The 20,523-nt window shown below is 56.9% G+C and carries 23 protein-coding genes; 14 read left to right on the top strand and 9 right to left on the bottom strand.

The window, feature by feature from the left end; genetic code table 11:
* Window positions 1-16: 16 nt before the first annotated feature.
* The 5 genes from Q0864_RS15125 to Q0864_RS15105 form a co-directional block, all read right to left on the bottom strand.
* Window positions 17-2,362 (bottom strand): heavy metal translocating P-type ATPase, encoded by a 2,346-nt coding sequence (locus Q0864_RS15125; protein WP_298571515.1) that lies wholly within the window; start codon window positions 2,360-2,362, stop codon window positions 17-19.
* Window positions 2,363-2,499: 137 nt separating this feature from the next.
* Window positions 2,500-3,147: a VTT domain-containing protein gene (locus tag Q0864_RS15120; RefSeq protein ID WP_298571326.1), complete on the bottom strand. Its 648-nt coding sequence runs from the start codon at window positions 3,145-3,147 to the stop codon at window positions 2,500-2,502.
* An 84-nt stretch (window positions 3,148-3,231) separates the two neighbouring features.
* The gene (locus Q0864_RS15115) at window positions 3,232-3,699 is read right to left on the bottom strand and encodes a rhodanese-like domain-containing protein (protein ID WP_298571324.1); all 468 of its coding nucleotides are present in this window, start codon (window positions 3,697-3,699) and stop codon (window positions 3,232-3,234) included.
* Between the two features lie 24 nt (window positions 3,700-3,723).
* A complete protein-coding gene (locus Q0864_RS15110) occupies window positions 3,724-4,110 on the bottom strand; it encodes a DUF302 domain-containing protein (RefSeq protein WP_298571322.1) in 387 nt (128 codons plus the stop codon).
* An 85-nt stretch (window positions 4,111-4,195) separates the two neighbouring features.
* Window positions 4,196-4,966 carry a calcium-binding protein gene (locus Q0864_RS15105; RefSeq protein WP_298571321.1) on the bottom strand — a complete coding sequence of 257 codons (771 nt, stop codon included), beginning with the start codon at window positions 4,964-4,966 and terminating at the stop codon, window positions 4,196-4,198.
* On the opposite strand from Q0864_RS15105, the gene Q0864_RS15100 reads away from it, so the two are divergent.
* The 9 genes from Q0864_RS15100 to lgt all read left to right on the top strand — a co-directional run bounded on the left by Q0864_RS15100 (window position 4,965) and on the right by lgt (window position 13,264).
* A complete protein-coding gene (locus Q0864_RS15100; RefSeq protein ID WP_298571319.1) occupies window positions 4,965-5,687 on the top strand; it encodes a response regulator in 723 nt (240 codons plus the stop codon). The two genes, Q0864_RS15105 and Q0864_RS15100, sit on opposite strands and share 2 nt — an antisense overlap.
* On the top strand, window positions 5,687-7,090 hold the full coding sequence (locus Q0864_RS15095; RefSeq protein ID WP_298571512.1) for an ATP-binding protein: 1,404 nt from the start codon (window positions 5,687-5,689) through the stop codon (window positions 7,088-7,090). Before Q0864_RS15100 ends, Q0864_RS15095 begins: the two co-directional genes overlap by 1 nt.
* 127 nt (window positions 7,091-7,217) lie before the next feature.
* Window positions 7,218-7,412: an SHOCT domain-containing protein gene (locus Q0864_RS15090; RefSeq protein WP_058243010.1), complete on the top strand. Its 195-nt coding sequence runs from the start codon at window positions 7,218-7,220 to the stop codon at window positions 7,410-7,412.
* A gap of 66 nt (window positions 7,413-7,478) precedes the next feature.
* Entirely contained in the window at window positions 7,479-9,479 is a 2,001-nt protein-coding gene (locus Q0864_RS15085; protein ID WP_298571317.1) for a heme lyase CcmF/NrfE family subunit, read from the top strand.
* Window positions 9,480-9,482: 3 nt separating this feature from the next.
* Window positions 9,483-10,046, top strand: a complete 564-nt coding sequence (locus Q0864_RS15080) for a DsbE family thiol:disulfide interchange protein (RefSeq protein ID WP_298571316.1) — start codon at window positions 9,483-9,485, stop codon at window positions 10,044-10,046.
* Window positions 10,046-10,522, top strand: coding sequence for a cytochrome c-type biogenesis protein (locus Q0864_RS15075; protein WP_298571315.1), 477 nt, complete (start codon window positions 10,046-10,048; stop codon window positions 10,520-10,522). The genes Q0864_RS15080 and Q0864_RS15075 overlap by 1 nt, the downstream gene beginning before the upstream one ends.
* Window positions 10,519-11,676, top strand: a complete 1,158-nt coding sequence (ccmI, locus tag Q0864_RS15070) for a c-type cytochrome biogenesis protein CcmI (protein ID WP_298571313.1) — start codon at window positions 10,519-10,521, stop codon at window positions 11,674-11,676. Before Q0864_RS15075 ends, ccmI begins: the two co-directional genes overlap by 4 nt.
* Before the next feature lie 4 nt (window positions 11,677-11,680).
* Entirely contained in the window at window positions 11,681-12,262 is a 582-nt protein-coding gene (locus Q0864_RS15065) for a L,D-transpeptidase (RefSeq protein WP_298571311.1), read from the top strand.
* Window positions 12,263-12,358: 96 nt separating this feature from the next.
* Complete coding sequence (lgt, locus tag Q0864_RS15060; protein ID WP_298571309.1) at window positions 12,359-13,264, top strand: prolipoprotein diacylglyceryl transferase; 906 nt, start codon at window positions 12,359-12,361, stop codon at window positions 13,262-13,264.
* Between the two features lie 51 nt (window positions 13,265-13,315).
* Here the strand turns inward: lgt and Q0864_RS15055 are convergent, their stop codons facing one another.
* From Q0864_RS15055 to Q0864_RS15040, 4 genes are all read right to left on the bottom strand, one after another.
* The gene (locus Q0864_RS15055; RefSeq protein WP_058243003.1) at window positions 13,316-13,792 is read right to left on the bottom strand and encodes a DUF411 domain-containing protein; all 477 of its coding nucleotides are present in this window, start codon (window positions 13,790-13,792) and stop codon (window positions 13,316-13,318) included.
* 191 nt (window positions 13,793-13,983) lie between these two features.
* Complete coding sequence (locus Q0864_RS15050) at window positions 13,984-16,110, bottom strand: protein-disulfide reductase DsbD domain-containing protein (protein ID WP_298571307.1); 2,127 nt, start codon at window positions 16,108-16,110, stop codon at window positions 13,984-13,986.
* Window positions 16,104-16,862 carry a DsbA family protein gene (locus Q0864_RS15045; RefSeq protein ID WP_298571305.1) on the bottom strand — a complete coding sequence of 253 codons (759 nt, stop codon included), beginning with the start codon at window positions 16,860-16,862 and terminating at the stop codon, window positions 16,104-16,106. Before Q0864_RS15045 ends, Q0864_RS15050 begins: the two co-directional genes overlap by 7 nt.
* A 251-nt stretch (window positions 16,863-17,113) precedes the next feature.
* Window positions 17,114-17,419 (bottom strand): DUF2933 domain-containing protein, encoded by a 306-nt coding sequence (locus tag Q0864_RS15040; protein WP_298571303.1) that lies wholly within the window; start codon window positions 17,417-17,419, stop codon window positions 17,114-17,116.
* A 171-nt stretch (window positions 17,420-17,590) separates the two neighbouring features.
* On the opposite strand from Q0864_RS15040, the gene Q0864_RS15035 reads away from it, so the two are divergent.
* The 5 genes from Q0864_RS15035 to Q0864_RS15015 are packed head-to-tail and all read left to right on the top strand — an operon-like array spanning window position 17,591 to window position 20,523.
* Window positions 17,591-18,160, top strand: a complete 570-nt coding sequence (locus Q0864_RS15035; protein ID WP_298571301.1) for a L,D-transpeptidase — start codon at window positions 17,591-17,593, stop codon at window positions 18,158-18,160.
* A 34-nt stretch (window positions 18,161-18,194) separates the two neighbouring features.
* Entirely contained in the window at window positions 18,195-18,653 is a 459-nt protein-coding gene (locus tag Q0864_RS15030) for a cytochrome c (RefSeq protein WP_298571299.1), read from the top strand.
* Window positions 18,653-19,003, top strand: a complete 351-nt coding sequence (locus Q0864_RS15025) for a hypothetical protein (RefSeq protein WP_298571296.1) — start codon at window positions 18,653-18,655, stop codon at window positions 19,001-19,003. Before Q0864_RS15030 ends, Q0864_RS15025 begins: the two co-directional genes overlap by 1 nt.
* 40 nt (window positions 19,004-19,043) lie before the next feature.
* On the top strand, window positions 19,044-19,622 hold the full coding sequence (locus Q0864_RS15020; protein WP_298571294.1) for a cytochrome c: 579 nt from the start codon (window positions 19,044-19,046) through the stop codon (window positions 19,620-19,622).
* A gap of 1 nt (window position 19,623) precedes the next feature.
* Window positions 19,624-20,523 (top strand): cytochrome c, encoded by a 900-nt coding sequence (locus tag Q0864_RS15015; protein WP_298571510.1) that lies wholly within the window; start codon window positions 19,624-19,626, stop codon window positions 20,521-20,523.

Genomic DNA, 20,523 nt, shown 5'->3' with positions numbered 1-20,523 from the left:
CACTCCTGTGCCACAATCAAATTTTCACCCGCCGCAGCCGCAGCGCATTCGAAATGACCGAGACAGATGACAGGCTCATCGCCGCGGCGGCAATCATTGGCGACAGCAAGAGGCCGAAAACCGGGTATAGAATACCGGCCGCGACCGGAACGCCGGCGGCGTTGTAGGCGAAGGCAAAAAACAGGTTTTGCTTGATGTTGCGCAAGGTCGCTTTGGCAAGTTTGCGGGCCCGCACGATTCCCACCAGGTCACCGCCGAGAAGCGTGATCCCGGCACTTTCGACGGCCACGTCAGCCCCGGTGCCCATGGCAATGCCGACATCGGCGGCCGCGAGGGCAGGGGCATCGTTCACCCCGTCGCCGGCCATGGCGATATGGGCCCCATTGCTGCGCAGTTCCTCGACCAGGGCCTTCTTGTCCTCTGGCAGAACGCCCGCGCGCACCTCGTCGATGCCAAGTTTTCCAGCTACGGCCTCCGCGGTGCGCTGGTTGTCGCCTGTCGCCATGATGACGCGCAGACCCAGCACGTGCAGGTCCCGGATTGCACCTGCGGTCGTCTCCTTGATCGGATCGGCGACGGCAACAATTCCGGAGAGCGCGTCGTCGACCGCGATGTACATCGCCGTTTTCCCGTCGCTGCGCAGACCATCTGCGATCTCGTCCGCCGATGCCGTGTCGAGACCCAATTGCTGCATCATCGCGGGATTACCGAGCGCGACCGTGCTTCCTTCCACGACACCCTGTACACCCTTGCCTGTGACGGCCTCGAACTGCTCGGCCTGTGACAGGGTTATGCCTTGCTCCTGGGCCCCTTCGACAATGGCTTCGGCCAGCGGGTGTTCTGACCCGCGTTCAAGTGCTGCGGCAAGCGCCAGGACCTCTTGTTCGTCCCGATCCGCGAGAGCCAGCACATCGGTCAGTTTCGGTTTCCCGAGGGTCAGGGTGCCGGTCTTGTCGACAATCACGGTGTCGACGCGCGCCATTCTCTCCAAGGCTTCGGCATCCTTGATGAGAACGCCGACCTGCGCACCGCGCCCGGCGGCGGTCGTGATCGAAATCGGTGTTGCCAGACCGAGGGCACAGGGGCAGGCGATGATCAGAACCGACACGGAAGCGGCAATCGCAAAGACCAGCGCCGGGCTCGGCCCAAATGCCAGCCAGAACAGGAATGCGGCAATCGCACAGATAACAACAGTGGGCACGAAGATTGAGGAGACCTTGTCGGCCAAGCCCTGAATCGGAGCGCGGGAGCGGCGCGCGCCAGAGACCATGTCAACGATCTGGGCCAGAACGGTGTCCGCGCCAACCTGGGTGGCCCGGATGGCAATGGTGCCGTTCTTGTTGATGGTGCCGCCGGTGACCCGGTCATGTTCGGTCTTTTCGACCGGCACTGGCTCGCCGGTGAGCATGCTTTCGTCGATCGAAGTCCGGCCATCGACAACCTCGCCATCGACCGGGACGCTGTCACCGGGACGGACGCGGAGCAGATCACCTTCAACGATGTTTTCAAGCGGTGCGTCATATTCCGTACCATCGGGCAGGATCCGGCGCGCGGTCTTGGGCGCCAGATCGAGAAGCGCGCGGATTGCATCGCCCGTTCGTTCGCGCGCCCGCAATTCAAGCACCTGGCCTACGAAGACCAGGGCCACGATGACCACGGCGGCTTCGAAATAGGTGCCCACGGCTTCGCCGACGCGGTATTGCTCGGGGAACAGCCCCGGAAGAAACGTCGCAATGAGCGAGTAGACATAGGCCGCACCAACGCCCAGCGAGATCAACGTCCACATGTTGGGCGAATTGTTCCTGATAGAGTCCCATCCACGTTGAAAAAAGGGCCGGGCCGCCCATAGGATGATGGGGGTCGCCAAAAGAAACTCGACATATGATGCGATGCGATGCCCGATCCAGTCGCGCACCGGCAGGCCGACCAGTTCGCCCATGGTCAGAATGACCAGCGGGACGGCCGCTGCGGCGCTGATCCACATGCGCCGGGTGAAATCGGTGAGTTCCTCGCTCGGCTCGTCCGACGGCACCATCGGTTCCAGCGCCATACCGCAAATCGGGCAGGCGCCAGGTTCGTCGCGGATGATTTCGGGATGCATCGGGCAGGTCCATTGCGCGCCCGTCTGAACCTGTTGGCCCGCTTTCTCGGCGTTGCCTGAAGCAAAGAACCAAGGATCGGTCTCAAACTTGATCTGGCAACTGTCCGAGCAAAAAAAGTATTCTTGATCGTTGAATTCCGCTGTTCTGGTCTCGGCTGAGATTTCGACCTCCATGCCGCAAACGGGATCGAGTACGGTGTCAGCGCCGGGTTGCCTTTTGTCCGAACCGTGTTCGTGCCCATGGTGGTGGTGATGGTTCATATGGTCGGCCATCGATTTCTCCTGTCTTTCCAAAAAGGTGACACCTCCAGTCACTGGAAGGTCAACGGGAGAACTGTAACAATTGGTATCGAGCGACTTCCCAGAGCGCATTATTATTTTAATTCAGTTAGTTATGGTCAAGCCTGGTAGCGACCATCTGATGGATTGCGTCTCAGTGCGATAATCAGAAGCGGCATTGCGGTGAGAAAACCAAGCCCGAGTGTCAGCCACTCCGCCGCACCGAAATCGCCAGATATGGCCTCACTGCCAAAATGAGCCAACACAAAACTGGCGGGAATGATCCCTGCGAATGTCGCGAGCAAGAACCGCCAAAGCTGAAGGCTACTCAACCCCGCGGCGTAGCTCATCGCGTCGAAAGAAATGAACGGAAGTAACCGGCTTGAAAACACGATCACGGTAAGTGCGTTTTGCGAGCCGAGAAGCCCGTAGTCTGTCTTGCTACCAAGCAACTTCACCACAGCGTCCCTCCCCAGATGGCGCGCGACTAGAAACGCGATCATCGCTCCCAGTTCGGAACCGATTGCGACATAGGCGGCTCCGGCGTAGTGACCGTAGGCTGCTCCGGCAGCCAATGCGATCGGGGCGCTCGGAATCGGGCTGGCAACCACTGCAACAGTCATCAAGAGAACTATGAGAGCTGGGCCAATGACCCCGGTGTCTGAGACAAAGTGCTCAACTGTTTCGCGATCAAAAAAGCTAAACTGCTCTGGAGACCAGGCGAGCAAGAGGAGACCCAGTGCAAAGAGGGCCAACAAAGGCAGCATGGGTCGGATTTGCTTGTTAAACCTGTTTCCCTGGTTTTTGATTTTATCCTCTTAACTTTGTACTTCGCCGCCTTATCGCTTTTTTCAAAGGAGTGCGGCGGGCAAAACGGCCAAGGCTTCGTTCATCGACACAACCGGAAGACCTGCGGCTATCCAACCCGGGCCGAGACGGTTTCCGAGCATTCCTTCCGATACGTCGACAAATCCCGCATGACCGGCTTGCCGCAGGGCATTCATTACGGCGCCAGACCGTCCGCCTGTTGCGCAGATCAGGGCAACGGTTCGGCCTTCTGCCAATTGCCGCGTTGCGAACAACCGTTCAGGGAACCGCTTTTCGTGCATGCTGACCAACCAGGCCCCCTGGGCGACTCCGGTTTCCCGCCACTCTTCGCGGGATCGGATATCCAAGAGCCTGACCTGATCCTTCAGTAAAGCCGCGTGCGCTTGCTTGGCTGACCAGACTTTGCGGCTTTGAGCCAGCGCGGGTGTCGCGAATGTCGGAGCGGAGATAGCGGCCGACATCGCAAGGAATGTTCGGCGATCAAATCTCATTGCGAATTGTCCTCCTAACAACGATCAAGCCTTTTCTACCGCCTCAATCAGCATTTCGCGTACCTCCCCGGCAACTGCGTGCAGGTCCCGGTTGTCCACGGCAGACATTGACGCGACCGGATCGACCGCGCTGATTTCCGTTCCGCCTTCGAGGCTTCGCAGGATCACATTACAAGGCAGCATGGCCCCGATCCGAGCCTCGATACCCAGAGCCTGATGCGCCATGTTCGGGTTGCATGCGCCGAGAATGCGATACCCATCCATATCTACGCCGATCTTATTTTTCATCGTCTCCTTCACATCGATCTCGGTCAGGACGCCAAATCCCTTCTCTTTCAGTGCTTCGCGAACGCGCATATCCGCGTCATCAATGTGAACTCCTGCCAATAGCCGATCATATGTATAGCTCATTCCGATACTCCAGATTGGAAATCGCCCTGGTCAAACGAGAGGACGCAACGTTCAACCAGGGCGGGGGAAACCGCGTTGCCGCGGATCAGTTTTCGTCTTTGCTCATGTCGGTGCCACCCATCATCGCGCCCGGCTTCATGTCCCCGCGCATCATGGTCATGCGCTCCATTTTGTCAGCAGGCGCAGTCATCTCACCAGCGGTCACCTTGCCGTCGCCATCCGCATCGAGATGCTGAAATCGGTCAACCATGGCTTCGCGGATCATGGAACTGTGCAGCATCTCGAACTCATCGATCGAGAGAGTGCTGTCGCCGTTCGCATCAAAACTCGAATGCATCGCTTGAAGTTGCCCGTGCGCTTCTTCCGATGTGACCTTGCCATCACCGTCTGCATCGAACTTGGCCATCATCGGACCCATCATGCCCGATATGCCGCCGTTGCCCATCATGCCCATCTGCCCCATGCCGGTGCCGCCCATCATGCCAGCGTGCATGCGCATCATCATTTGCATCATGTTATGCCCGCCGCCATTCATCATGTTCTGCCCGCCGCCTTTCATCCCGGCACTCGGCCCGGCATTCGGTGCGTTGGCACCATGGCCGTGTCCAGTGTCGGCGAACGCAATACCGGCTGATGCTGTCGAAAGAACGATAGTAACTGCAAGAACGGAGATCTTTTTCATTGGTTCCTCACGTGTTTGGTTTCGATGTCTTTCAGTTCGGTATGAGAAATCGAATTTTGAATGGCCTGCACGGAGCGTTTTGTAATGGCCTGTCGCAAGACCCGTGAGTTGATACAATTGGTGACAAAATAGGCCCTGACCCTTCGAAACCACACTGATTAAAAGGAAAAACATGTCCGAGGCACCGCATATCCTGGTGGTCGATGACCACAAAGAAATTCGAGAGAGCGTATCGCGCTTTCTCGAAAAGAACGGCATGCGCGCGACTGCTGCAAAAGACGCGCATGACATGGACGCCAAACTCGCCTTGGGACATTTCGATCTCATTGTGCTTGACGTCATGATGCCGGGAGAAAGTGGTCTCTCGGCTTGCCAACGGCTTTCTGCAGATCGCAGTTTGCCGATCATCTTGCTAACAGCTCTTGGTGAGGAGACGGACCGGATCGTCGGGCTTGAGATCGGAGCTGATGACTACGTGAGCAAGCCATTCAACCCCCGCGAATTGCTCGCTCGCATCAAGGCAGTGCTTCGACGATCCGAGCGACCGGAAATGCATGCGGGCGACTTCGCGGGCAAAAAAGTGCACTTCGCACATCTGACGCTTGATACCGACAGGCACGTCCTAATTGATGAGGCCGGAGTAGAAACACCTCTGACCACTTCGGACTTCAAATTGCTGACGGTTCTTCTTGAACGGGCGCGCATGGTGCTCAGCCGCGAACAATTGCTGGACTTGACTGCGGGTCGAATGGCCGGGCCGCTTGATCGAACGATCGACAACCAGATTAGCCGGCTGCGCCGAAAAATCGAACCTGACATTCTCCGCCCAAAGATCATCACAACGGTTAGAAATGGCGGGTATTGCCTTGCGGCGGATGCCGAGGTTCTCGAATGATGCAGTGGCCATTCAACACATTGCGCGTCCAGTTGGTCTTGTTGGTCGTGGCAGCGTTGACCGCGGCGCAGATCGTTAGTCTTTGGCTCTTTGTCGATGAGCGAAGCTTGGCGATCCGGGCTGCCTTCGGATTCGAGGCAGCCGGAAGAGCTGCAAACGTCGCGCGGCTAATCGACGAAGCGCCGCCGGATTTACATGCCTCGATTTTGCGTGCAGCCAACTCCCCCTTAGTTCGCTTCGACATGTCGGACGAGCCGATCGTGACGCATACTGGTCACTCCGACGGCGGATTGGTCGAAGCCCGTGTCAGGGCTTTACTTGGTGATACCTACAGCCGCGATATCCGTGTCGAGTTGCATCAAATCGAAGGACAAATACTGCCGTTGCCACATTTGTCGGAAGAAATGGCAGAAATGCATATGGCCATGATGCAAGGAGAATTGTCGGCGGTCGAGATGAACCTTTCTATCGCCATTTCAGGCGGGCAGTGGCTGAATGTGGGCACGAGGTTCGAACGACCGCCGCTTCAATGGCCACTGTTTTCAACACTGACATTCGCGCTTACTGCGGCGCTGCTCTTGATTGTCGTCTTTTGGTTTTTGCTGTCACGCCTAACAGGTCCGCTGCAACGACTGGTGAAGGCCGCTGATGCCCTTGGCAGGGGTGAAGACGTGGCTGATTTGCCGATGTCGGGACCCAAAGAGGTGCGCGATCTCACGACAGCATTTAATCGAATGCAGGACCGCCTCACGCGCTTTGTCGCCGATCGGACAAGGCTGCTTGCCGCCCTGGGGCATGATTTGCGTTCGCCGCTGACGGCGCTGCGCGTTCGAGCTGAAATGGTGGAAGAAGCGGAAACGCGCGACAGTCTTGTGACCTCGATCGAAGAAATGCAGACCATGGTCGACGCAACGCTTACATTTGCACGCGGGCTGACCGGATCTGAAGAAGCAGTCGAGGTGGACATCGGCGAGTTTCTATCGACGCTTCGCATCGATATGGTCGAGCAATTCGAGCTCGAAACAGGTGCAAGCATGCATACGCGTGTTCGTCCGAGTGCTTTTCGGCGCGCTCTTCGCAATGTCATCGAGAATGCGGTTCGTTATGGGAAGAGTGCTCGCGTTAGCTACACGGTCCGAAAGAGTGATCTTCTGATTTTCGTCGATGACTCGGGGCCGGGCATCCCGGCAACCGAACTGGAGCGCGTTTTCGATCCGTTCTATCGGCTTGAAGAATCGCGGTCTCTCGAAACCGGGGGGCATGGTCTCGGACTTGCCATCGCGCGCACGATCATCCGCGCGCACGGTGGTGATATTTCACTGGCAAACCTGGAAGAAGGCGGAGTGCGAGCCAGTATCGCAATTCCTCTCGCTGGCGATGCCATTCAAGGAGAAGAGGAATGAAGAAATGCGATTTTTCAATATGTTGTCCACATCTACGACAGCTCTCTTGCCATCCATCGCGCTCGCAGATCAGCGAAGTGACGGGCCGTGGGACTATGGTCACATGATGTGGGGTGGAGGGTATGGAATGTTTGGCGGTTTGATGATGCTGGTTTTCTGGGGACTGGTTATCTTTCTGATTGTGGTTGCAGTCCGCCGGTTCACCAATGGGAACAGCGCTCCCAAACAGCCGGACGCGCTGGACATTTTGAGGGACCGCTTCGCCAAAGGTGAAATCGACGAGGAGGAATTCCAGAAGCGCAAAAGCACCCTGGAAAGCTGAATCCCGACTCCACACCCTATTTGAGCTTCGAACCCGCAACCGAACACATACGAACTGGAAGACACCATGACACCCGAATTCGGCCACTTCGCTTTGGCACTCGCATTGGCACTTGCGCTCGTCCAAAGCGTGCTTCCCATCCTCGGTGCGGCACGTGGCAACCTAATGTGGATGCGCTCGGCGCGGGCTTTGTCAGTGGCTCAACTGTTGTTCGTTGGCTTGGCATTCGCGGCATTGATGCGCGCGTTTACTGTCAGCGATTTTACGGTTTTGAATGTCGCCGAAAACTCACACTCCCTGAAGCCGATGCTTTACAAGGTTGCGGCGACCTGGGGCAGCCATGAGGGGTCGCTCCTTCTTTGGGTTCTCATTCTGACGGCATTCGGCGCTGCGGTTTCCTTTTTCGGTTCAAACATCCCCGAGCCTCTCAAGGCCCGAACCTTGTCGGTGCAGGCCTGGATCAGCGTCGGATTCCTGTCCTTCATGCTGTTGACCTCAAACCCCTTCGAACGCCTGTTTCCACCGCCAATCGACGGCAATGATCTGAACCCGCTGCTTCAGGATGTCGGGTTGGCGATGCACCCACCGCTATTATACCTGGGCTATGTCGGGTTCTCGATTGTCTTTTCATTTGCCGTTGCGGCCTTGCTGGAGGGGAGGATCGATACGGCCTGGGCGCGGTGGGTCCGACCGTGGACACTGGCGGCGTGGATGAGCCTGACCGCGGGTATCGCACTTGGGTCATGGTGGGCATATTACGAGCTAGGCTGGGGGGGATGGTGGTTCTGGGATCCGGTTGAGAACGTCAGCTTCATGCCATGGCTGCTTGGCACGGCGCTGCTGCATTCGGCCATCGTGACCGAGAAACGCGACGCATTCAAAAGCTGGACGATCCTTCTGGCGATCCTGACGTTTTCGCTATCGCTGCTGGGTACCTTTGTCGTGCGGTCAGGGCTTTTGACGTCGGTCCATGCCTTCGCGGTCGATCCCGAACGCGGGCTCTACATTTTGATGCTTCTGGCGCTGTCAATCGGCGGTTCACTGGCGCTATTTGCGTGGCGTGCACCGATGATGGAAGCAGGTGGACTCTTCAAGCCAGTCAGCCGGGAGGCGGGGCTACTGGTAAACAACCTCATTCTGGCGGCGGCCACTGGAACGGTTCTGTTCGGAACGCTGTACCCGCTCTTTCTGGAGGCTGTGACCGGTGACAAGATTTCGGTTGGACCACCGTTTTTCAACGCCTCTTTCATTCCGATGATGCTGCCTCTTGTCTTTGTGATGGGGCTTGGTCCGTATTTGTCATGGAAGCGCGCCGACCTTGCTGGAGTCTTTCAGCGGCTTCGCTTCGTCGCCATTCTGTCGGTGCTGGGAGTCCTTGCCATTTGGTATATGACTATGGGCGGCCCGGTTCTTGCCTATCTTTCGATCCTTCTGGCGATCTGGCTGTTCCTTGCGACCTTACGGGAATGGGCGCTTAGAATTCGACTGTTCGATGTCTCCTTCAAAGAGGCACTGCGACGCGCGCGAAACCTGCCAAGGGCAACCCATGGTATGACTATGGCGCATGCGGGTCTTGCAGTCGCAATATTCGGTTTTGTTGGATCGAGCGCCTGGAAATCTGAACAGGTCGTGTTTGTCGGGCCAGGTTCGAACATCTTCATTGCCGGTTTTGACGTTACGTTTGAAGGTGTTCAGCGCCTTAGCGGCCCGAATTACTTTGCAGACCGAGGCACGTTGGTCGTGCGTCGCGACGGTGAGATCGTGACGATGCTCTATCCCGAACGCCGAACATTTCCGGTGGCACAAAGCTCGACGACGGAATCCGCGATCCGCTCGACCCTGGCAGGCGATCTATACGCTTCGATTGCAGCGCCTGCTTCGGAAGATGCCGAAGAAAGCGGCGCCTGGACGCTTCGCATTCTTTATGAGCCCCTGGTGAACTTCATCTGGATCGGATCGTTCATGCTGGTTCTTGGAGGGGGGCTGTCCCTTTCGGACAGGAGGCTACGGGTTGGCGCGCCTCGGCGCAGAACCATTGACGCGACCACCTCGGTTCCGGCGGAGTAGAAGATGAAACGTATTCTTGCCTTTGCGCCCCTTGTGATCGCTGTGATCTTTGGAGGGTTCTTCCTCTGGGGTCTGAATCCAAACCGTGATCCAAGCGAGATCCCTTCGGTTCTTATTGAACAGCCTGCGCCGGAGTTCGAGCTTGCAGCGGTTGAGGGTCTGCAAACACCGGGATTGTCGCGCGCCGATTTGACCGGGCATGATCGCCCGATCGTGCTCAACGTGTTTGCCTCATGGTGCGTTCCGTGCCGCGCCGAGCATACAGTGTTGACCAACCTGGTCGAACGCGATGGCATCCGGCTGTTCGGGATCAATTACAAGGATAAGCCCAAGGATGCGGTGCGCTGGCTTGCCAATCTTGGAAACCCGTACGAGCGGATCGGATCGGACCTGAACGGTAGGATCGGGATCGAGTGGGGGATTTCCGGTGTTCCGGAAAGTTTCATCATCGGAACGGATGGCACGGTTCTTTTCCGCTATGTCGGACCGGTCGTGGGCGATGAGGCCATTGCAAAGTTCCGTGAAGCGCTCACTCAGGCTGGCGCGCTTGAGGAAAGGAACAGCTAATGCATCGGTTTGTCGTTCCGCTTGTCTTCATGCTCCTTCTGCCGCTGTCAGCGCAAGCGGTGGAACCCGACGAAATGCTTGCTGACCCGGTGCTTGAGGAACGGGCGCGCGTTATCTCGAAGGATCTGCGCTGCGTTGTCTGTCAAAACCAGGACATCGACAGTTCCAACGCGGGCGTCGCGAGAGATCTGAGGCTACTGGTCCGGGAACGGTTGCTGGAGGGAGACAGCAACAATCAGGTGATGGCCTACATCCAGGCACGCTATGGCGACTATGTCCTGCTGAAGCCTCCATTCAAACCGTCGACCTACGCTTTGTGGGGCACACCGATCGCCTTGACGCTGATCGCTCTGCTCTTTGGTCTGAACATCGTTCTGCGAGGCAGGCGGAAAAGCGCGTTACCTGAATTAACAGAAGCCGAAGAGCGTCAGGTGGCGAAGTTTATCGACAATGAAAAATCAGGAGATCCATCATGATCTGGGCCGGTTTCGGGTTTATGACCCTGATAGCGGTGCTGTTCGCAGCCTGGCCGCTTTTAGCAAAGGGCAAGGGTGTTGTCGCCACCGAGGATGGAACCTCGGCGGTATTGGTGGACCAGCTGGACGAAGTCCAAAGAGACCATGAGCGCGGCGTGATTTCCGAGGGTGAAGCCGACGCCGCCAGGATGGAGATCAAGCGGCGAATCCTGGCGTTGTCGCGTAAAACCTCTGACGCAGGCCCGCAATCAGCTGGCGATGGAAACGCCGCCATGTATTTGGCCGCGTTGTTCGTTCCAATTCTGGCTATTGGATACTATTCGATTAACGGCACTCCTGTTTCATCAAGCCGTGCGTTGGAAGCACTTCAGGCCGAGCGCGAAGAAGAACAAAAAATCGCTGACTTGGCGCAGAAGCTTTTTGAACGCCTGACCAGCGAACCAAATGGCGGTCAATCGGACGGGTGGATGCTGCTTGGGCAGACCTATATGCGCATGGGGAAACACAGTGACGCCGTTCAGGCCTTTGACGTCATCACGCGTCGTGAAGGTGCCACATCTGAAACCTGGTCGCGGCTTGCCGAAGCATTGGTCATGGCAGAGGCTGGGATTGTCACGCCTCGGGCACAGTCGGCGATCGACCAAGCGTTCAGGTTGGACCCTGCCAATCCGGCAGCGGCCTTTTACATGGCGGTCTCATTGGAACAGGCCGGTAAAACGAAGGACGCACATGACCTGTTGATCAGCCGCCTGAATGAAGCGGAGGGTTTCGCGCCTTGGATGGAAACCTTTGTCGCCAAAGCGAACCGAATTGGAAGCGAGATTGGCCGCGCCCCGGTAAACTTGGCCAGCTTTGCTCCGATGGTAGCGGGCCCGGGACCATCGGCGGACGATGTCGCGGCAGCTGGCGACATGACCGAAGAGGACAGGTCCGCCTTTATCCGGTCCATGGTTGAACGCCTGGCATCCCGTCTCGAAGACGAGCCGGACGACCTGGAAGGCTGGATGAGGCTGGCAAACGCCTACACCGTGCTTGGCGAGCGCGATAACGCAGTATCCGCATATGAGAAAGCGAGCGCCTTGTTGCAGAACGCACCGGAAACCGATCCGAGACGACAAAGGATCGAACGCGCGTTATCGGAATTGAAAGGATAGAGCCATGAAACGGCGTGATTTACTGAAAGGCGGGATGGCAATGTCGGCATTCGCTGCGGCAACACCCCTGCTGGCGCATGACGAGATTATCCCGGACTACCAGTTGCCCGAAGCGTTCATGCCCCGCGAGGTCCGGCTCGAAACGGATTTTGAGCCCAATGAAATCCATGTCGATCCCGGCCAGTTTGCGCTCTACTGGACGTTGCCGAAAAAGAAAGCCCTCAGATACACAGTGGGTATTGGTCGACCTGGGCTCTATGAGGCGGGCGAGTTTTTTGTCGGAGCGAAAAGAGAGTGGCCCTATTGGAGGCCCACTCCCGACATGATCAGGCGCGAACCGAACCGGTACGGGCGGCTTTCGAATGGGCTGCCCGGTGGTCTCAACAACCCGCTGGGCGCACGGGCGCTTTATCTGTTCCAGCCCGGTCGTGGCGACACCTATCTGCGGATTCACGGGACCAATGAACCTTCGACGCTGGCACGCCGCGTATCTAACGGGTGTGCGCGTTTGGTGAATGATCAGGTTATCGATCTGTACAACCGTGTTCCCATGGAAACCCGCGTGGTTCTGCATCCCGTCGCCTGAAGTCGAGCTTTGAAGAACTTCCGAGGTCCAGATGGACCTCAGCCGAAACAGCTTTGACCGGGCAACTCGGGCCGACGCAACGATAGGCATACCAAAATGATCCCTTTTCCGGACATCTCCCCCGAACTGTTCGCATTCGACGTCTTTGGCTTTGAGGTTGCCCTCAGATGGTATGCCCTGGCCTATATCGTTGGGATCCTTATTGCCTGGCGGTTGGCCAAGGTGGTGTTGGCGCGGCCGCAAATGTGGCGTAATGACCAGCCTGTGATGCAGCCCGACCAGTTCGAAGATCTGGTCACCTACCTGATCCTGGGCATCATCCTCGGTGGCCGGATGGGATATGTCCTGTTCTACAATCCCGGGCAGTTTTCCAACGATCCGCTGGCGATTTTGAAGATCTGGCAAGGCGGGATGTCGTTTCACGGCGGGCTTCTCGGCGTTGCCATCGTGGCCCTGGTCTATGCATTGCGGCAAAAATTGTCGCTACTTTCGACCGGTGATCTGCTGGCGCTGATTACGGCGCCGGGCCTGTTCCTCGGCAGGGTGGCCAATTTCATCAATGCCGAGCTTTGGGGCCGCCCCACCGATTTGCCCTGGAGCGTGGTATTCCCCGGACGGGCGGCGCAGGATTGCGGGCAGCAGATCGGGCAGCTCTGCGCCCGCCACCCATCCCAGCTCTATGAAGCGGCGCTTGAGGGCATTCTGCTCGGTACGGTCATTATCTGGCTTGCGTTTCGAAAGGCCGGGTTCAGAAGGCCCGGATTATTGATGGGTGTCTTTTTTGCCGGCTATGGTCTGGCGAGGTTTACTGTCGAGTTCGTACGCCAGCCGGACGCGCAGTTTGTCAGCGCGGGCAATCCGACCGGGTTTGCCTGGCAGATTGGCGATCTAGGGCTGACACAGGGTCAAGCATTGACGCTTCCGATGATCGCTGTGGGGTTGGTGCTGATCTGGCGCGCCGCTGCGGGCGAAGGCAAGGCATTGGGCAGATCTGCAAACTGAGTGCCAAAGCGCTTCAAGACCGACCCTGTAGACAGGTGGTTTCAAGACACCCTATTCGCCTTGGTAACTTGCGAATACCTCGGTCGTGCCATCCTTTTTCATCAAAAGCACATCGTAGGCGTCTCGTTCGCTCTCGGGACCCATTCCGGGCGACCCATAAGGCATGCCGGGCACGGTCAATCCAATCGCATCGGGGCGCTCGGCAAGCAGGCGACGCACATCGGATGCTGGAACGTGGCCTTCAACGAAATACCCCTCGATCGTCGCGGTGTGGCATGAGGCAAGGTCTTCGGAAATTCCGTTTCTGAGTTTGTAACCATAAAGAGCCTCATTTGACGCGTTCTGAACGGTGACATCAAACCCCGAAACACGCATTATCTTGATCCAAGCACCGCAGCATCCGCAATTGGGATCCTTGATCACGTGGAGTGTAGAGTTGCTTTGAGCAATTGCAGGCAGGGTGGATGCAATCAGCGCGGCCGCAGCGCTTTGCAAAACGGCTCTGCGGTTGGGGTTGATTGGTGGCATGGTGTTTTCCTTCGTTTAATGTGCCGAGCTTGCTTGGCCGTTAGAAATCAGTTGCGAGTTTGCTCTTGATATTGAACTGTGGCGCTTTGAACCATGACTTTGCTCAAGCTTCACGGCGAAGTGAATTCAAAGCGTGGTATTCGTCAGCGTGCCTTCCTCTGACAAGGAGGACAAATCGTGTGTGCATCGGCTTAGTTCTGTGCCGCGGCAACCGGCGTTGCGAGACGGGCATCTTCCAAAGCTTGGAGAACGGTAGCCGCCGAGAGAATCTCCGACAACACGATCCCGTTCGGGGCACCCGGGCCGTAGACCGCGTTAAACGGAATGCCGAAGCGGTTGAAACCTTCCAAGTAGCGCGAGATGGCCTCGTTTGGCCGTGTCCAGTCTGCTTGCATTTGTGTGACATCATCACTTCGCAGAGCCTGGAGGACGGGTTCGCGATCGAGAACAAGTGCCTTGTTCGCTTTGCAGGTCAAACACCAGTCGGCGGTGACATCGACAAACACCACCTCGCCACGAGAGACCAGGCGGGCAATTTCGGCGCGGTCGAATGCCGTCCATTCCTGAGTTGTTGCGCTTACGTGGTTGGCGGCAGGTTGCGCCAGCATGGTGGATGCGACGAGCGGCAGGATCGATAACACCGCGATTCCCGGCCAGCGCAGCCGGGGTGACAGGCCGCCGCGGGACTGGACCAGGATCAAGGCTGCTGACAGGGCGGCAACCGCAATCGCCGCCCGGGTACCGGCGACGCCTGTGAGAACCCAAAACAGCCAGAGTGCGGTGACAACCAGAAGCAGGCCCAACACAAGCTTCAATCCGACCATCCAACGGCCGGGCTTTGGCAGGAAGGTCACTAGGCGCGGGGATGCGGCGACAACCAGGTAAGGTGTGGCGAGCCCGAGACCGAGAAAGGTGAAAACGATCAGCAGATCGGTTCCACGACCAGCGAGCGCGAAGGCGATAGCGGTACCAAGAAATGGCGCTGAACACGGCGTCGCCATAACCGCGCCGAACAAGCCTGTGAAAAAGTCGGAGGTATAGCCATGCCTGCGGCCAGTATTGGAGAGCCGCGTCTGCAGGCCGGATGGCAAAGCGATTTCGAACAACCCGAAAAGGTTTGCCGAAAACACAGCCAGGACGGTGAACATCAGGGCCAGGAACACGGGGTTTTGAAACTGAAGCCCCCAACCGACCATGACTCCGAAGCGTTGCAGCAGGAAAAGCACGGCGGCAAGCCCCCACATGAACACCATGACGCCTGCAGCGGCCGCAAGAAATCCGCCACGTACTACCTGTTTGTCACGGCCCTGCTGTTTGAGGGCGGAAGAAAGCTTGATCGACAGGACCGGAAGCACGCAAGGCATGGCGTTTAGGATCATCCCGCCAAGAAACGCAACCAGCGCGATCCAGGCGAGTTGGTCAATGCCGGGACCAAGCACATTGAGGCGGAAAGGCGGCGCGGGCTGCGTCTCGACCCGGTCGGGGGTCACGGTGAAGGCGCGACCGGCACCATCAGTAACGGTGACGATCGGAGGCCTGGAGCGCTCCTCGTCATATGACAACACCGTGAAGCGCGCCCAAAGCAGGGTTCCGCGATCGCCCAGCCGAATGTCAGGTTTGCCAAGAGCGGTGCCGGTTCCGAGTTCAGGGAACACGTCAGGCGCCTGAAATGGCGCAGCGGCCTTTACCGAAATCGTCAATTCCGAAAAACCGTCATCAACATGCGCAATGGCGGATTCCAGCTGTGCATCCTTCTCTTCGAGCGGCACCCGCGCAATAAATTCGCTCAGCCGGCTGGCGCTTTTATTATCAATTCCGATTCCCGAGGGAAGGGTCAGCGACAGTTCGAAATTCTGCGGGACACAGACATTCGAGCAGATCAGCAGAGAAACCCTGGCAAAAAGGGAGACGGGTTTGCCTGGCTGCTCCAGTTGAACCTCCAGAGGGAAAACGACCTCATCGCTGTAGCCGAAGTTCTCGATCCCGAATGCCGTGAACCGGGTTGGTGCCGGCCAAAGCATTTTGACATTCGCGACGTTCTGCGATCTGCTCCAGTCGATTTCCGGAGGAAGACCAACCTCTCCTGGCGATCGCCAGTAGGCCTTCCAGCCTTCACCGAGGTCTAGGTCCAGCCCCGCAGATATTGTGTTCGCATCAGGGGCCACACCGTTCTGGACCGAAATGAGCGCCGCCGTTACAGCAGGAGAGTTGAATTTGGCGGATACCTCAGCCTGTGCCGCGTGATTTTGAAGCACAGAAAACACAATTGAAGTCAAAACCAAAAGAATGACTTGGCACTTGCTGCGCGCCATCAGCATACCTGTGCCCATCCTTCTGAGCGCTCCAGGTCGATAATTTTCAGTAGGTTGCGATCGGAAATCTGGCCCTGAATGACAGTACGGCCAACCACCAATGCGGGCGTTCCGATAAACCCGAAAATCTCAGATAAGATCGAGCTGGTATCAAGCTCTTGCAACACATCCTTGCTTTCCATGTCCGAAACCAGGCGTGCGTGATCGAGGTCAAGAGACTCTGCGAGCAATTGTAAGTACTCAGGTGTTGCCTGAAATGGGCTGGAAAGAAGACGTTCGTGGAATTGGACGTATGCACCCTGCCTTTTCGCCGCCAAAGCAGCTTTTGCGGCGAGCATTGATGTATCGCCAAGCAAAGGCAGTTCGTGCCAGACAACTTTAACACCAGCGCCCAGCTGTTCCGCCAAACCAGCCAAGCGTTTTGTCTGAACCCGGCAATATGGACAATAATAGTCCGAGAAAGATGCCAAGGGAACGAAACCGAAGTTTTCGTCCGTTTCCCCGAAAAGAGCCTTGCAGAGGTTCTGCCGAACATCACTAGGAGTGCGCAGCCTAGTTCGCTCGTTCGGATCAGCCAAACCAACAAAAGGATCAAAACCGGTTGATGACGGACCTCCAGAGATTTCTCGAAATCCAACTGGATCGGTCAAATCCTGAAACTCGGGGAGAGGTTCCAGAAATGATCGCGCGTATCGAATGGACATAACACCCGCTGCGAATGCCGCAATGCCAAAGACAACTCCACGCCTGCTTGCCATTCCATAGACCCTCTCGAATGGTTATTTATTTAATAATTACATAGCCCTGGCGCCCGTTTGCGCAGGAAATGGCTTGCACGGAGCCGGAAGGAGATCCTTCAATTCTACACCCTTCTGGAATCGCAGAAGCGGTGCCTTTCGAAGACACCGCCGGGCCATCCGGTTTGACGCATTGATCAACAGTTGAAGAACAGCCAGTAACTGCGAGCCCTAGCAAGCTTACACAAACAACGCGACAACGACCGGCCAATTCACACCCCTTGGCGTTGGGATTTTTCCATTCGTTGGTCCGTGAGTAATGGAATCGCCTTTGTCGTTCCTTCGTCCTCTGAAGCCCCATGACAGGATTTCCCCATCATCTTATGCATCACGAAATGCGCCCCGACACAAAGCACAAGCGGCAGAAAGACCGCTGATTTGCCCCAAAGCCCGCCAATCGTTCCTCCAGCAACAAAATAGCCTGCAATCGGCAATAGCATAACGGCACAGCACACCATCATGCCGTAGTGCATAATCTTTGAGTGGCCTGACCCGGTTGGGCTGGATTTTTTAGTCATCGATTCCTCGCAACATTTGATCGCACCCCCATTTGCAGGCCTCACATATGGTAAGGTCAAGGTTACATATGGATACAAAAATCACTGCCTTGTCAGGTTGATGTCGAGCAGTCTTCTAGTAGAAAAAATCCGAAGACCTAAGCGGATGATCCTACTAATTGGAGGCAAGACATGGGCAGGTTCAGATCAATCCAGATCACCAGACGAACTTTGTTCTTTGGAGCGTCAGCATTCCTTGCCGCTCCCTCGATAGTGCGGGCGCAGGAATCTGAACCTGTGCGCCGCAACATATCGTCGTTCGCATTGCACGACTGGCGGGATCATTTCGACGGCTTGGGCAAGGGAGTAATCGTGTCCGACACAACCACCAAGGTTCTCCAGCATTGGACAACGGACGGGGAGATGCGAGTCTACCCCACGTCGGTGCCACTGACGGACGAGCTGACAAAGCGCGGCTACACCGAAGTTGTCGAAAAGCGAAAAAATCCGGGCTGGGCTCCAACCCCATCCATGCGTGAGCGCAATCCTGAATGGCCCGCATACGTCAAAGGCGGCGATCCGATAAACCCTCTCGGGACACGGGCGCTCTACCTTTCGTGGCAATACTACCGGATCCACGGAACCCAGGACACACGCAAAATCGGGCGAAAATCGTCGAACGGATGCATTGGTCTTTTCAACGAGCAAATCGAGGAAGTGTACGAGCGGACGCCGATCGGGACACAAGTCAAGCTTATCTGAAGAAAACCGCCCCAAGACGGGAAAAGGACGACAAATGAATAAACCTGGTCTGTTCGTTGGAGGGGTCTTGCTTGCGGGTTTGGCCGTGGCAGTGTTGCAGTTTCTGCAACCCGCACCCGCCACTCAGGGTCATTCGATGGTGACACCGGACACAAGCCGGATCGCCCAGGGCGAACCAATCGTTGAGCTTCGCATGCCAGCCAATTTGTCTGCTGAAGCGGAGTTCGGCAAGCGTGCATTCGAGGCAAAATGCGCGGACTGCCACGGTGAAAATGCGGCAGGCCAGAACGGTGTCGCACCTCCGTTGGTTCACAAGATTTACGAGCCAAGCCACCATTCAGACATGGCATTCGTTTTGGCCGCTAAAAACGGCGTGCGCGCGCACCACTGGAAGTTCGGAAACATGCCTCCGGTCAAAGGGCTGACCCAAGCAGACGTGAAATACATTGCGCGCTACGTGCGCGAGCTTCAACGGGAGAACGGGATCAACTGATGCATCTTTCGAGAGGAAATCAGGTAAGTCTTCTAGTCCGTGTTGTCGTTGTGACTGTGCTTGGTGTTTTTCTGGCGCTTCCTGAAGCGGTGCGCGCGCATCCCGAAGTTGAATTCGCCATTGCCGGAGAGCACGAGAAGTCCCACCGGGGTGCGCATGACGCAGATTTCGCGGAGATTTCTGGTCACTGCCATCCCGGCTTGGACTGTTACGTGACCGCCGTTCTAACGCTGCAACCGAACTTTACAGTCGCAAGTGCCGAAACCCCCTTGCCATTTTCTTTCACCAGCCATTCACGCGAAAGCTGGTTGGCTTTGTCTGATCCACCACCTCCGCGCGTTCGGTCCTGATTGCAGATACATCAACTCATACAGATCAAGGACCAAACCGATGAAAAAACTCACCGTAATTACCGCTTTTGTTTTCACCTCGGCCGCGCTCGCCGCCTACGCTCATGGCGGCGCTACCGGAATTGTCAAAGAACGCATGGATGCCATGAGCGCCATGGGAAAAGCTGTTAAAGCGATCACCCCAATGATGCGTGGCGAAATCGAATTCAATGCCGCCACTGTTCGTTCGGTAGCAAAAACGATTGGAAATCACGCAGGCGCTGATCTCACAGAGCTTTTCCCGGAAGGCAGTGGCGGTGCCCCGTCGGAAACCAGGGATGCGGTCTGGACCAACTGGAACGAATTCACCGAATTGGCCGAGCAACTTGAGATCTATGCTGACGGACTGGCGAGAGCGGCCAACAACGGCATGATGGCAGGCACCCAAAGTGGCATGTCTTCTGGCGCAATGATGGGCGGCAGTTCGATGATGGGTGGCGGCACCATGATGGGCGGTGGAATGATGCAGGGGTCGATGACGGCTGACGACATTGCGGGTATGCCGGTGGATGGCGCCTTCGCAATGGTCAGTCAGGTTTGCTCGGCCTGTCATACAAAATTCCGTGCGGAGTCAAAATAAGATGAAGCGAATTGTCTTATTTGGTTCCGGCGTAGCGTTACTGGGCATCGTTGGGCTTGGAACACTGGTGATTTGGCCGATAGGCCTGAAACCCGATCCAATCGAGTTGATAGGTGACGTGGATCGGGGCGCCTATCTCGCGCGTGCAAGCGGTTGCATTGCGTGCCACACTGATTTTGAGGACCGCGGCGCTCCACTTGCGGGTGGTGTGAAGTTGGACACGCCCTTCGGGGCACTCTTTTCCGCAAACCTGACCACCGATCCGGAGCGTGGCATCGGTGATTGGACAATCGAGGAGTTTGCAAAAGCGGTTCGGCAGGGCATCTCGCCCGAGGGAGAGCCGTACTACCCGGCCTTCACCTATCCGTTTTATGCGAATTTCACAGATCAGGACATTGCAGATCTTTGGGCGGCCTTTCAGACCGTCCCTGCGGTGTCTCAACCGGCCCCAAGTCATCAAATGGCGTTTCCGTTTAATCAACGATGGGGTCTGAAACTGTGGCGCGCGGCATTTCTTGAGCCACCTCGGACAGCCCCGATAGAAGGTAACGACCTTGTCTGGAACCGTGGGCGGGAACTCGTCGAAGGAGCGACGCATTGCGCGGCCTGCCACACAGGCAGAAACATCCTTGGCGCTCGAAACTCCGATGACGAGCATTTCGCCGGCAACCCATCTCTTCCAGGAGGCAACAAAGCGCCGGCGATCGACCATGAAACGCTCCAGTCTCGTGACTGGACAGTGGATGCGCTCGCCTACGCCCTGAAGACGGGAATTACGCCCAGCGGAGACGCCTTCGGTGGTTCAATGGGTGAGGTTGTTCTTCAAGGAACGCAATTCCTGACGGATGCAGATCGACAGGCCATCGCAACCTATTTGATGGATGATCATTCTGGTGGGTGA

It is taken from the genome of uncultured Aliiroseovarius sp., assembly GCF_947497285.1.
Taxonomy (GTDB): domain Bacteria; phylum Pseudomonadota; class Alphaproteobacteria; order Rhodobacterales; family Rhodobacteraceae; genus Aliiroseovarius.
The sequence above is the reverse complement of the archived record's forward strand: the minus strand, read 5'-3'. Positions and strand labels throughout refer to the sequence as shown.

Excerpts from the sequence above, each read along its gene's own strand:
- Q0864_RS15125 (WP_298571515.1), bottom strand. The coding sequence starts at position 2,362 with ATGAACCATCACCACCACCATGGGCACGAACACGGTTCGGACAAAAGG.
- Q0864_RS15120 (WP_298571326.1), bottom strand. The coding sequence starts at position 3,147 with ATGCTGCCTTTGTTGGCCCTCTTTGCACTGGGTCTCCTCTTGCTCGCC.
- Q0864_RS15115 (WP_298571324.1), bottom strand. The coding sequence starts at position 3,699 with ATGAGATTTGATCGCCGAACATTCCTTGCGATGTCGGCCGCTATCTCC.
- Q0864_RS15110 (WP_298571322.1), bottom strand. The coding sequence starts at position 4,110 with ATGAGCTATACATATGATCGGCTATTGGCAGGAGTTCACATTGATGAC.
- Q0864_RS15100 (WP_298571319.1), top strand. The coding sequence starts at position 4,965 with ATGTCCGAGGCACCGCATATCCTGGTGGTCGATGACCACAAAGAAATT.
- Q0864_RS15105 (WP_298571321.1), bottom strand. The coding sequence starts at position 4,966 with ATGTTTTTCCTTTTAATCAGTGTGGTTTCGAAGGGTCAGGGCCTATTT.
- Q0864_RS15095 (WP_298571512.1), top strand. The coding sequence starts at position 5,687 with ATGCAGTGGCCATTCAACACATTGCGCGTCCAGTTGGTCTTGTTGGTC.
- Q0864_RS15090 (WP_058243010.1), top strand. The coding sequence starts at position 7,218 with ATGTTTGGCGGTTTGATGATGCTGGTTTTCTGGGGACTGGTTATCTTT.
- Q0864_RS15085 (WP_298571317.1), top strand. The coding sequence starts at position 7,479 with ATGACACCCGAATTCGGCCACTTCGCTTTGGCACTCGCATTGGCACTT.
- Q0864_RS15080 (WP_298571316.1), top strand. The coding sequence starts at position 9,483 with ATGAAACGTATTCTTGCCTTTGCGCCCCTTGTGATCGCTGTGATCTTT.
- Q0864_RS15075 (WP_298571315.1), top strand. The coding sequence starts at position 10,046 with ATGCATCGGTTTGTCGTTCCGCTTGTCTTCATGCTCCTTCTGCCGCTG.
- ccmI (WP_298571313.1), top strand. The coding sequence starts at position 10,519 with ATGATCTGGGCCGGTTTCGGGTTTATGACCCTGATAGCGGTGCTGTTC.
- Q0864_RS15065 (WP_298571311.1), top strand. The coding sequence starts at position 11,681 with ATGAAACGGCGTGATTTACTGAAAGGCGGGATGGCAATGTCGGCATTC.
- lgt (WP_298571309.1), top strand. The coding sequence starts at position 12,359 with ATGATCCCTTTTCCGGACATCTCCCCCGAACTGTTCGCATTCGACGTC.
- Q0864_RS15055 (WP_058243003.1), bottom strand. The coding sequence starts at position 13,792 with ATGCCACCAATCAACCCCAACCGCAGAGCCGTTTTGCAAAGCGCTGCG.
- Q0864_RS15050 (WP_298571307.1), bottom strand. The coding sequence starts at position 16,110 with ATGCTGATGGCGCGCAGCAAGTGCCAAGTCATTCTTTTGGTTTTGACT.
- Q0864_RS15045 (WP_298571305.1), bottom strand. The coding sequence starts at position 16,862 with ATGGCAAGCAGGCGTGGAGTTGTCTTTGGCATTGCGGCATTCGCAGCG.
- Q0864_RS15040 (WP_298571303.1), bottom strand. The coding sequence starts at position 17,419 with ATGACTAAAAAATCCAGCCCAACCGGGTCAGGCCACTCAAAGATTATG.
- Q0864_RS15035 (WP_298571301.1), top strand. The coding sequence starts at position 17,591 with ATGGGCAGGTTCAGATCAATCCAGATCACCAGACGAACTTTGTTCTTT.
- Q0864_RS15030 (WP_298571299.1), top strand. The coding sequence starts at position 18,195 with ATGAATAAACCTGGTCTGTTCGTTGGAGGGGTCTTGCTTGCGGGTTTG.
- Q0864_RS15025 (WP_298571296.1), top strand. The coding sequence starts at position 18,653 with ATGCATCTTTCGAGAGGAAATCAGGTAAGTCTTCTAGTCCGTGTTGTC.
- Q0864_RS15020 (WP_298571294.1), top strand. The coding sequence starts at position 19,044 with ATGAAAAAACTCACCGTAATTACCGCTTTTGTTTTCACCTCGGCCGCG.
- Q0864_RS15015 (WP_298571510.1), top strand. The coding sequence starts at position 19,624 with ATGAAGCGAATTGTCTTATTTGGTTCCGGCGTAGCGTTACTGGGCATC.